Raw genomic sequence first — 11,203 nt, 5'->3', positions numbered from 1 at the left:
AGGGTATTATTCCAGACAAAACGGGCACACCCGAACGACTGCGCCAGCAGCTCAGCCTGTTCGGAGGTGGGGTAGAACCGTTCTTTGTAGGCACGCTTTTTCATACTGTATAAATATCAGGGCAATGAGGCGAAGTCAATCTGGCACCGCTACGCGGTGCGCGCTTGTATCACCGCCCGACTGGGCGATGCATTACGCGCTGTTTGGTAAACGTTCTGAGTGTCTACGAAGATGGCAACGCGGGGCATGGCATGGGGGCCTCGGCAGTGAGTGTGCCCCCCATGGTACGCGATATATCTTGGCCCAGTGTTTTTGGCCGCTACAAGGATACTCCCCCGCCATTGCCTGGCCATGGGCAAATCACGTAACTGAGCGCCGGATGCTCGCCTGCAAATATCGCCGTCCGTTCGGGAAAGCGCTGCGCATTGACTGCTAGATAATTAGCCACATTCAAAGTGGGTAGTCTCCATGTTGTCATTGTTATCACCTAATCAGGCTAGGCGGAGAAGCTACTGATACCTATACGTAGTAATACGCAGCTCACTAACCTAAACGTCTAGTAAGGGCCAAAAAACCCCGCAGTGAGAGCTCTCACCCGGGGCCTTGGAACTAAAAACAGCTTAGTAAAGTGAAGGCTACTCCGCCTGCTTGATACCCAGGCAGAGGTACTTCATCTCGGTATATTCATCGATCCCGTAACGCGAGCCTTCGCGGCCGATGCCTGAAGACTTGACCCCACCGAACGGAGCCGCCGCCGTTGAAATCAAACCGGTATTGATGCCCACCATGCCGTACTCCAGCGCCTCGGAAACGCGCCAGATGCGCGAGACACTTTCAGCATAGAAATAGGCCGCCAGCCCGAACTCCGTATCGTTTGCCAGGCGAATTACTTCAGCCTCGTCTTCGAAGCGGAATACCGGTGCCAGAGGGCCGAATGTCTCCTCGCGGGCACATGCCATGTCCGCTGTCGCCTCGGCCACCACCGTGGGTGCGTACCAGGTCCCCCCTAGCGCATGGCGCTGCCCTCCAGCCAGCACTCGCCCTCCTTTGGCCAAGGCATCCTGAAGGTGCTCTTCCACCTTGGCCACCGCCTTCTCGGAAATCAGCGGCCCGATATCCACCCCCTCCTCGCTGCCAGCGCCCACCTTCAAGGCCTGAGTTCGCTGCGCCAGCCGCTCCACAAAGGTGTCGTAAACACCACTTTGCACATAGATACGGTTCGCGCATACGCAAGTCTGCCCGGCATTGCGGAACTTGCTATCGATTGCCCCGGCCACCGCCTCGTCGATATCGGCATCATCGAACACAATGAACGGGGCATTGCCTCCCAGCTCCAGCGACACTTTCTTCACCGTCGGCGCACAGGCTGCCATCAGCTTGGCACCCACCGCCGTAGAACCGGTGAAACTCAGCTTGCGCACTACTGGGCTTTCGGTCAGCACCTGGCCAATGGTCTGTGCATCCCCAGTGACGATATTGATCACCCCGGCAGGTACTCCCGCCTGCTCGGCCAGTGCCGCCAAGGCCAGCGCGGTCAGCGGCGTCTCCATGGCAGGTTTCACCACGATGGTACAGCCTGCGGCCAGCGCAGGAGCCACCTTGCGAGTAATCATCGCCGCCGGAAAATTCCACGGCGTAATGGCCGCACAGACCCCCACCGGCTCACGGGTGACAATGATGCGCTTATCTGCCGCGTGGCCCGGAATGGTATCGCCATAAATCCGCTTGGCCTCCTCGGCAAACCACTCGATAAAACTGGCGGCATAGCCGATTTCACCCCGCGCCTCCCTCAGCGGCTTGCCCTGTTCCAGCGTCATCAGCTCGCCCAGCACCGCCTCGTTCTCCATGATCAGCGCATGCCAGCGGCTCAAAACAGCCGCCCGCTGCGCAGCGGTTTTGCTCTTCCAGGCGGGCAGCGCCACGTTGGCCGCCTCGATGGCACTTGCCACTTGCTGGGCGCTCAGGGCAGGCACATGCCCAAGCGTCGCACCGTCTGCCGGGTTGGTCACCGCCACCTGCTCGCCACTCTCCGACGTCACCCACTCGCCGTTGATATAAGCCGCCTCATGAATCCACGACTGAATCTGCATCACCTACTCCTGTATTGTCATTGATAGAATTGAAACCGTGGGATAGGACCTGGCGTAGAACCTGGCGTGTCAGCGCTGCCTTACCCCAACGGTGAATCGCGCCAGCGGCGCTGCTTTTTCACTAACGTGGATTGGTCCACGCCCAATACTGCCGCTGCCGCGCGAGTAGACCCGTGCAAGGCCAGCGCATGCTCGATCACTTGCCGCTCGAATCGGCTCACCTGATGGCGCAAGGAATGTTGCTCGCAAAGTGCACGCGGCCCTTCCGGTGCCGCGGCTTGGCCGGGGCTGGGAAATAGCTCACGGGGCAAATCTGCCGAGGTCACCTCTTCCTGTTCCAGGGTCACGACCAGGCGCTCGGTGAGGTTCATCAGCTCGCGTATATTGCCCGGCCACGCATACCCCGCCAGCAGCTCCAACGCCTCGGGTGACCAGCGGTGCGACATACCGTGCAACTGATTGAAGTGCACTAAATAATGCTGCAGCAAAGGAATCACTTCCTCGCGCCGCTCCCGCAACGGTGGCAACCGCAGCGGCACCACACTCAGCCGATAGAAGAGATCCTCTCGAAAAGCCCCTTGTTGTACACGCTCCAACAACTCCTGATGCGTCGCCGTAATCAACCGCACGTTGGCTTGCCGAAACGCGGTATCACCCACAGGCAAATAGCGGTTTTCTTCCACCACCTTCAATAGCTTTACCTGCAAGGCCATGGGCAAGTCACCGATCTCATCCAGAAACAGCGTTCCCCCATGGGCCACATCCAGCAGCCCCTGCTTACCCTTGGGCGCAGCACCGGTAAATGCCCCGGCGGCATAGCCAAACAGCTCGGCCTCCAGTAGCCCTTCCGGAAACGCCGTACAGTTCAACTCCATGAACGGGCCATCCGAACGGTCACTGTGCTGATGGATATAACGCGCCAACAAGGTCTTTCCGGTACCGGTTTCGCCCTGAATCAGAACCTTGGCCGTCGATTTTGCCACCCGGCGCGCCAGGTCGAAGCAAGGCTCCGTGCTCGGGCTGGTAATCACCCCGGGAGCACTCAGCGCCGATACTTCTCGCACCTGATACGCCTCACGGATACGCTCGATCTGCTCAAGCTGCTCCTGGGCATGCTTGGCCAGCAGCAGCTCCGTGATATCGCGAACGCTGGTCACCACATAGGCTAACCTGCCGTCCTGACCAAACAGCGGGGTCCCCGTGACCACAATCTTGCGGCTACCATGGATCGTCTGCGCCAGCGTGATCGGGCGCAGCTCACGAATCACCTCCAGCGACGCCGATTTGGAAATGAACCCCGCCTTGACCAGATCCGCCATGTGGAAGCCCACCACCTCCTCCCGCTGAATACCGGTGATGCGCTCATAAGCCTGATTGATTGTCACCGTGATACCGTTGGCATCGGTGATATAGACCCCATCGTGCAAGGCATCCAGCAAAGAACGCATGGGCTCCTCATCGAACCCGAACGCCTCCACCTCTGCCGCCTCAAGGGCTGGCTTCGCACCGGTGACCCGGTAGCGCAAATGTGCCTCCACCGGCTGGTCGAGTGCCCCTTCCCGCTGAGCCTGCTCGATATCGGTACGGGTCAACACCCCAATCACCTGGCCCTGGCGATGAAACACCTCCACCGCATCCGTACCGTGCTGCTCAAACAAGGGCAATGCCGCCGCCAATGAAAGGCACGCCTCTATTCGCTGCATGATCTCCCTCCAGGGATAACTGCGAACCATCCCGCCATGGCTGGCCGAACCGCACGATTGGCCAGCACACGGCGCCGAACCCCAGCGTAACCCGGCGGCTCGGCCTGCACAGCGTCATGTCGACTACTTTTGCAGCGGGACCCGAGGTTCAGGGTCAGCAGAAGGCACGGACGCTTCCTCCCAATCCTTCACGAAGGTCTTGTCCACCTCGCCCGAGAAGAAACGGCGACCGTAAATCAGCGCGCACAGCAGAATCCCCACGGCAAAGGCCCAGGTAGCGCCCTTGATGACCAGCATTGCCGCAATAATTCCGGCAATGCCCAGATCACGCTGGCTACGCGCCTCCATGATGCCGATGCGTACGCTGACATAGCCCTGAATCAATAGCGTCAGCGCCAGCGCAATGCCCAGAATAGGCTCTACCAGACTCACGATGGGCAGCAGCAGCAACCCCGTGTTGGTTCCCCAACGGAACGACCCAGAACCCCCGAAGATAGAGTTCATCGCCGCCTTGCCCTGCTTGTAACGCTCAACCGTGACCACATGCATTGCCGCCCACAGCGGGCCACACATCACCACGTCCGGACCAAAAATGCTCATGCCGAAATTACGGCCACCAAAGATCATGTGGGCACGGTTGGGGTTATAGTCGATCTTCTCGTCGCGGCGCTTCTCATCGGCCTCCTCCAGCAGCGCCTTGCTCTGCAACACATCGCCAAACAACACGATATACGCCGCCAACACCGTAGGAATCGCCGTCAGAAACATCATCAGCGGCGGCATGCCCACGCCGAACACCGTGTACTCACTGAACATCAACGCGAAGTCAGGCTGGCTGAACCCCCATTCCACATCGGGCCATGGCGCTTCCCCAAACAGCGGAGCCACCACGATAGCCAGCACGATGATCGGAAAGATCCCCAATTTGCCTACCGCACCCCACCCTGGGCTTTCAGCTTATTGAAATGGCGGGAAAAAATAAGATAAAAGGCCACACCCACGGCAATCGTGATGGTAAAGGGGTACTGCTCGAAGCGGCCACCCTCATCGAATACCACCACGATGGCCGCCAGACCAGCGCCCATGATCACCCCCGCCTTGATGGCCGAAGGAATCAGCCGCACCACCTTGCTGGCCATGCCCGTGACCCCCAGACCGATGGCTAGGCCCCCCAGCATCATCTGGAAAGCAATCAACGCATGCACCCTATCGACCCCCTCGGGGAAGGTCGCCACATACGCCATCAACAGCGGAATGGCCGGCGTAATCCAGCCAGGGATCACCGGGTCCCCCAGCAGATGGTGCAGCAGATACAGCAAACCGTTCAAAATCACGATGGCCAGCGCCGCCTCGAAAGGCATCCCCAGCAACTGCATCATGAGCGGAATCGCCGCCAGATCGACGGCACACATCAATAGCCCCTGCAAATAGTCAGGCAGCTCGAAGCGATAGTGATAGAAAGGCAAGCGAAGCTTGAACGGACCTAACGGCGTGTACGGGCTCTCCTCACCGTCAACGCGATGTTTCCAAGCGCTCATGGCATGAACTCCTGATCAATTTTATTGGTATTGTTAGTAACGCGTCACCGCGTCAGTAGGCAGCGCGATAGATGGCCTCGATATCCTCCAGGCTCAAGACCCTGGGATTATTGCGCAGCAGCCGCTCCACCTTGATAGCTTCGGCAGCCAGCTCGGGAATCGCTGACTCAGGGATATCGAACGAGCGCAAGCCAGACGGAATTTCCACCTCGGCACACAAGCGATGCATACGCGCAATCACGGCATCGGCCACCGCATGGTCGGAAAGCCCCGCCACCGGCTCGCCAAAAGCCTGGGCGATGCCCCGGAAACGCTCCACACACGCCAGCTTGTTCCACTCCATCACGAAGGGCAGCAGCAGCGCATTGGTCACCCCATGGGCCAACTGATAACGCCCGCCCAACGGATACGCCAACGCATGCACTGCCCCGACCCCCGCATTGCCGAACGCCAGCCCCGCTAGCAGGCTACCGGTCGCCATGTCCTCGCGGGCCTGAAGATGCTGAGGATTGGCAAACGCCTTCGGCAACGCCGAAACGATCAACCCCATGGCCTTGACCGCCAAGGCGTCCGTGATAGGCGTCGCAAAATTGGAAAGATACGCCTCCACCGCGTGCACCAGCGCGTCCACACCGCTGGCAGCCGTAACGCTGCGCGGGCAGCTCAGCGTCAGCTCGGGCGCCACGATCGCCACATCCGGCAGCAGGCAATCGCTCACGATGCCCTTTTTCATCTGCTGGACCTTGTCGGACAGAATGGCGATGTTAGTCACCTCCGACCCAGTCCCTGCGGTAGTGGGCATGGCAATCAAGGGCACCTCACGCTGGCGCACCTGCTGCTCGCCAAACAGCGCTTCCAGCGGCCCCTCATGGCGCGCATACACCGCCACGCATTTGGCGATATCCATGGCACTGCCGCCGCCCACGGCAATCACGCTATCGTGCTGGTCCGACACGAACACCTCCGTGCAGGTTTCCACGATAGCCACTTCCGGCTCTGGGGTTACACCATCGAACACACCACAGGAAAGCCCCAAGGCCTGCAACTGCCTGGTAACCCCCTCCAGCGTGCCTGAGGCCACCACCCCGGCATCCGTCACGATCAAGGGATTCTGCATGCCCAGTGCCTGTACATGCAGGCCCAACTGTTCACTGGCCCCCTGTCCGGTAATCAACTTACCCGCACTCTTGAAACTGCTCACCCGATTCAACTGCATAACGTGCTTCCTATTCTCTATTGTTAATTGTTGGAACGCGCCAAAGCGCCTTGGCTATCGTTTACGCATTGGCACGCTATCTTTAGCGCACTACTTGTAGCTAACCACGCTTACGGCAGAACACTTGTAGCAAACCATGTAGCAAACCGCGTGCCAACAACAAAAAACCCCGCAAGCACATGAATTAAAAGGGATATAGAAAAACTAAAGAAGACCAACGTTCGTTTTTAGCAAAGTCGTCAGGAAAAAAATCATCGCCATGCAGCTAGCACGATGAATTTTGTCATCGAGAAAAATCCAACACCAATATCCGATACACAACGGGCATGGCCTGGTCTGCGCTTTTTGTCTCTGATACGCTAACAACGCCAAAGGCACCGCAACGTCACCTCCCGGAAAGCACCCATGGGTTCCAAAAAAGCAGACCGCTAGGCCGCAACAACCCTGCTTCACTCGTTGTTGCGGCAGCCTGACCATCCCATCGATGCCCTGCAGGCCGCCGTCGAATACGCTGATTCGTACGGAGCTTTTCCTGTGCCTATTCAAAACCCAAGCTCTTGGGCTTATCGCCTCCCCCTGGCGCTGGCGTTGCTGGCCCCTTTCAACTTGCTTGCCTCACTCGGCATGGATATCTACCTGCCGGTGGTGCCCGCCATGCCGGGCATTCTCAATACCACGCCCGAGGTCGTTCAGCTCACGCTGACGCTCTACATGATCATGCTGGGCGTGGGCCAGATCCTCTTTGGCCCGCTTTCAGACCGCCTGGGTCGTCGCCCCATCCTGATAGGCGGCACCCTCGTTTTTGCGGCGGCCTCCTTCTTCCTGGCGTTCACCACGGAAGCCTGGCTATTCGTGCTGCTCAGGCTGGTGCAGGCCATGGGGGCCGCCGCCATGCTGGTCGCGATGTTCGCCACGGTGCGCGATGTGTACGCCAACACGCCGGAAAGCGCGGTCATCTACAGCCTGATGAATGCCATGCTGGCGGTGGTGCCTGCGCTGGGGCCTATCGCGGGCGCGCTGATAGCCCATTACCTGGGCTGGAGCGCCCTGTTCATCACCCTGGGCATTCTGGCCCTGCTGACCCTCGGCTACGCCTTCCCGAGATGGCATGAAACACGCAAGGCATACGCCCCCACCCGCCTGGCGGATATGGGGCGCGTGCTCAACAGCGCTCATTTCTGGGTTTATACGGTCGCGTTCGGGACCGCCATGGGGGCGTTTTTCGTGTTCTTCTCGACGGCCCCCCGAGTGCTCATCGAAGGGGCGGGCTTTAGCGAGTTGGGGTTCAGCGTGGCCTTTGCGACGGTAACCTTGGTCATGATCGTGACGGCGCGCTTTGCCAAACGTTTCGTGACGCGCTGGGGCATTCCCGGCTGCGCCCTGCGTGGCGCGCTGATTCTGCTGGCCAGCGCAGGCCTGCTGGGGCTGGGGGAAGTGTTCTTCACGCCAAGCCTGTGGTCGTTTGTCTTACCGATGTGGCTCGCCGCCGTGGGCATCGTGTTGATCACCTCCGTGACCGCCAACGGCGCGCTGCACGCCTTCAACGACATGGCTGGCACCGCCGTGGCGCTGCACTTCTGAGTGCAGAGCCTGATCGTGGGTGGCGTAGGCACTGCGGTGGTGGTCATGCTGGATGGCAGCACGGCGTGGCCGCTGATCGCCTACACCGGCGGCATGGCAGCGCTCACGCTGGGGCTGCTCACCGGCTTAGCCTGGCGGAGGCGGTAACGATAGGGTAATGCGTGTGCAGGGGTGGCTGCGCTCAATCGCGCGTCGTCAAGCGCTGAGCCCTTCTCCGCCGAGTGGCCACCACGGCCGCGACCGCGACGCAAAGCACGGCGGCCACCCCTGCCAACACCACATGGGAAAGGCTGCTCAATCGCTCAAACAGTGGCGCGAGCGCCTGACCAAACAGATAACCGAGCGTGACCCAGGCGGCCGACCAGATCAGCGCCGACAGCGCATTGAGCACGATGAAACGGGGCCAGGGAAATTTGGTCGTGCCAATGGTCACCGCACCGGCCATGCGCAGCCCATAAAGGAACCGCAAGGAGAACGCGAACGTATTCGGGTGGGCGTTGAACGTCGTCAGTACCCGCTCACCCGCCACGCTACGCTGAACCGAGCGAACGATGGCGCTATTGCGCCACCCATGCCCGAGCAGGAAGAACACCTGGTCTGCCAGGAAAGCGCCCAAGGCAAGCGAGACCACCGCTTCACCAAACCCGATCAGGTGCCGATGCATCATGATGCCGCCCAGCATCGCGACGGCTTCACCCTCCAGGCTCGCCCCCACGAACAAGCCGAGGCTGCCATAGTTCGCCACGAAATAATCAAGCGTCATGTGCATTCATCCATCAAGTAACCCCGCCAGGTGGGTGCCACGTAAACGCAATCTCTATCACGATTCAGGATGATGCTGATATGCCCATCGCCACACGTATACCGGGACGCCACGTCAGCCAGATGAAAGCCGACATCTCGTCTTCAAAGCACGTCAACAAGGGCGATGGCGTGTGCAGCGATTATACGTCTGCCAGCGTCGAGCTGGGTCATTTTTACTATGACACTTCTATGGCTTTCTGGGTTCGGGGTGGCCCACCGGGCAGTGACTCCTGGCCATCAGTATTCACCGGGCAGCCCTTTGCCATGCTCCACCAAGGCATAACGTGTGCTCCGCCCGCCGCCAGGCAGCCTGAAAAGGCAGCCTTTCTCTACCAGTTCAGCCAAATCCCGCGTGGCGGTCGCTTTGCTCACCTTGGCCAACGATTGGTACTTGCGGGCATTAATGCCCTGCGCAAACTCCTCTCCTGCGGTATCCAACAAACGGTTCAGCACCTTGATTTGTCGTTCGTTCAGTACCGTAGTGGCATGGTGCTGCCAAAAGGAAGCCTTGACCAATACACGGTCGATTCTTAACAACGCCTGCTCAAGCGCCTCTTTCAGCGTATCGAGGAACCACAACAACCAAGGCGTAATATCGAGACTGCCCTTCTGGGTACTTTCGAGGTAGTCGTAGTAAGCGCTTCGCCGCGCCATGATTGCCGCACTCAGAGAGTAGAAGCGCACCGACTGCCGTTCTGCCTGCGCAAGCGCCCGGTCGGTAACGGCGCGTGTGACCCGCCCATTGCCATCATCAAAGGGGTGCAAGGTGATCAACCATAGATGTGCAATACCCGCCCGCACCAGCCCATCCAGTCCCTCTAGCGGTTGGTTGAACCACGTTAGAAACGCATCCAATTCGGCTTCCAGCTGTTCACGGGGAGGCGCTTCAAAATGAACGGTAGGTCGATCCAGCCGCCCCGACACCACCTGCATGGGGTGGTCACCGCGTAGCTCGCCCACACGCACTTGACCCATCAGGCCAGGGCCTTTCACAAACAGCATGGACTGCCACAGGCACAGCCGCCCATGGGTCAACGGCTCATCCAGCTGACGCGTGGATTGCAGCAATAGATCGACCAATGCCTCGGACTCAGGGGTTGTTCTACCAGATATACCAGCCCGCTCGATGCCCAGCTGGCGAGCCACGGAAGACCTCACGGAGCCAACATCCAGACGCTCGCCTTCGATTTCGCTAGTACGAATGGCGTTCTGTATCAGCGCATCCATCTCCACCTCCAGATCCAGATCCGCCTGCCCAGGCGCCGCCTCGGTTTTACCCAACACGCGCCCCTGAAGCAGCCGCACGGCATCCAGGGTAGGCCGCAGTGCGGACTCATCCCACTCAAAATGCGGCCAATGTGGCTGTTCCCAGATATACATGAGCCGATTGCCCCGCCTATTCGGATCAGATGATGAGCCAATTATGGTTGATATTCGGCTCATGGGCTAGTGGATGGGCTTGCCTCGGCGACATCCCCCACTCTTTTCTCTGATGGTCCAAGAGTGCATCGAGATAGTCGCTATTCATCACACGAAGATGGATCTGCTCGCCTATTGCTTGCCTGGTTAAGCACCGCACGCCTGCAGCAACTGCTGCCCGACGGGCCCAAGCGGCTTCTTTTTGGGCCAGAAGGCGATCAGTTGGCGAACGCCACAAGGCGACAACGAGCGTGTCACCAGGTCGGCGTTGAGCTTATTCACCAACGCCAGCGTGGGCACCAGGCTGACGCCCACACCGTTAGCCACCATCTGTAGCAACGTGCGTGTATCGCGCACCCAAAAATCGACCTGCACCACGCCTTCCGATGCTTCCAAGGAGTTTGCAAAAATTTGCTGAATCAACGCCTCACAGCCCCCGGATGACATGACCAACGGGTGCTCGGCCAGCGCTGAGACGCTTACGCTGGCGTGCTGGCTCAACGGATGGCTGCTGGGCAGCACAGCAACGATCTCGTCCTGTCTGATCAACTGCCAATCAAAGTGCTCACGCCAATAGCCTAGGTTGAGCCGCGTGGTATCCGTCGTGATGCCAACATCCACCACGCCGCTTTCTACCCACTCCTTGATTTCCTCCTCTACACCTTCCAGCACCAACCCCATGGCTTCTGGGTATCGGCTCGAAAAGACTGACAGCACCGAGGCTAACCAACCATGCAGCGCACTGGGTATCGCGGCAATCTTGAGCGTCGTATCGGTTTCATGATGGTGGTGCGATACCTGATGACTAAGCACCTGCAGCTCACCCATGATCTTTCTCGCGCTAGCGAGTAC

At 59.4% G+C, this 11,203-nt stretch carries 9 protein-coding genes and 1 pseudogene; 1 reads left to right on the top strand and 9 read right to left on the bottom strand.

The window, feature by feature from the left end; genetic code table 11:
* From B7L72_RS15630 to B7L72_RS15610, 6 genes are all read right to left on the bottom strand, one after another.
* On the bottom strand, positions 1-104 hold a 104-nt coding region (locus B7L72_RS15630; RefSeq protein ID WP_176212915.1), incomplete at its 3' end, for a helix-turn-helix domain-containing protein.
* A 531-nt stretch (positions 105-635) separates the two neighbouring features.
* Complete coding sequence (locus B7L72_RS15625; RefSeq protein ID WP_081137385.1) at positions 636-2,090, bottom strand: NAD-dependent succinate-semialdehyde dehydrogenase; 1,455 nt, start codon at positions 2,088-2,090, stop codon at positions 636-638.
* Between the two features lie 80 nt (positions 2,091-2,170).
* The gene (locus B7L72_RS15620) at positions 2,171-3,793 is read right to left on the bottom strand and encodes a sigma 54-interacting transcriptional regulator (RefSeq protein ID WP_081137383.1); all 1,623 of its coding nucleotides are present in this window, start codon (positions 3,791-3,793) and stop codon (positions 2,171-2,173) included.
* Between the two features lie 123 nt (positions 3,794-3,916).
* Positions 3,917-4,717, bottom strand: coding sequence for a hypothetical protein (locus B7L72_RS18995; protein ID WP_254893832.1), 801 nt, complete (start codon positions 4,715-4,717; stop codon positions 3,917-3,919).
* Positions 4,718-4,722: 5 nt separating this feature from the next.
* Positions 4,723-5,331 (bottom strand): hypothetical protein, encoded by a 609-nt coding sequence (locus B7L72_RS18990; protein ID WP_254893831.1) that lies wholly within the window; start codon positions 5,329-5,331, stop codon positions 4,723-4,725.
* Between the two features lie 52 nt (positions 5,332-5,383).
* A complete protein-coding gene (locus B7L72_RS15610) occupies positions 5,384-6,547 on the bottom strand; it encodes an iron-containing alcohol dehydrogenase (RefSeq protein ID WP_081137379.1) in 1,164 nt (387 codons plus the stop codon).
* Between the two features lie 540 nt (positions 6,548-7,087).
* Here B7L72_RS15610 and cml point away from each other — a divergent pair.
* Positions 7,088-8,275 (top strand): annotated as a pseudogene (gene cml / locus B7L72_RS15605) (CmlA/FloR family chloramphenicol efflux MFS transporter).
* A 34-nt stretch (positions 8,276-8,309) separates the two neighbouring features.
* On the opposite strand, the gene B7L72_RS15600 reads toward cml, so the two are convergent.
* From B7L72_RS15600 to B7L72_RS15590, 3 genes are all read right to left on the bottom strand, one after another.
* The gene (locus B7L72_RS15600; RefSeq protein ID WP_157808941.1) at positions 8,310-8,891 is read right to left on the bottom strand and encodes a DedA family protein; all 582 of its coding nucleotides are present in this window, start codon (positions 8,889-8,891) and stop codon (positions 8,310-8,312) included.
* A 278-nt stretch (positions 8,892-9,169) separates the two neighbouring features.
* Complete coding sequence (locus B7L72_RS15595) at positions 9,170-10,312, bottom strand: Fic family protein (protein ID WP_081137375.1); 1,143 nt, start codon at positions 10,310-10,312, stop codon at positions 9,170-9,172.
* Positions 10,313-10,498: 186 nt separating this feature from the next.
* On the bottom strand, positions 10,499-11,203 hold a 705-nt coding region (locus B7L72_RS15590), incomplete at its 5' end, for a LysR family transcriptional regulator substrate-binding protein (RefSeq protein WP_254893830.1).

It is taken from the genome of Halomonas sp. BC1, assembly GCF_002078135.1.
Lineage (GTDB): Bacteria > Pseudomonadota > Gammaproteobacteria > Pseudomonadales > Halomonadaceae > Vreelandella > Vreelandella stevensii.
Note: the sequence above shows the minus strand (reverse complement) of the source record. Positions and strands in the feature narration are given on the sequence as shown.

What these genes read in the sequence shown, in the direction of transcription:
- B7L72_RS15625 (WP_081137385.1), bottom strand. Translation starts at nt 2,090, where the DNA reads ATGCAGATTCAGTCGTGGATTCATGAGGCGGCTTATATCAACGGCGAG.
- B7L72_RS15620 (WP_081137383.1), bottom strand. Translation starts at nt 3,793, where the DNA reads ATGCAGCGAATAGAGGCGTGCCTTTCATTGGCGGCGGCATTGCCCTTG.
- B7L72_RS18990 (WP_254893831.1), bottom strand. Translation starts at nt 5,331, where the DNA reads ATGAGCGCTTGGAAACATCGCGTTGACGGTGAGGAGAGCCCGTACACG.
- B7L72_RS15610 (WP_081137379.1), bottom strand. Translation starts at nt 6,547, where the DNA reads ATGCAGTTGAATCGGGTGAGCAGTTTCAAGAGTGCGGGTAAGTTGATT.
- B7L72_RS15600 (WP_157808941.1), bottom strand. Translation starts at nt 8,891, where the DNA reads ATGACGCTTGATTATTTCGTGGCGAACTATGGCAGCCTCGGCTTGTTC.
- B7L72_RS15595 (WP_081137375.1), bottom strand. Translation starts at nt 10,312, where the DNA reads ATGTATATCTGGGAACAGCCACATTGGCCGCATTTTGAGTGGGATGAG.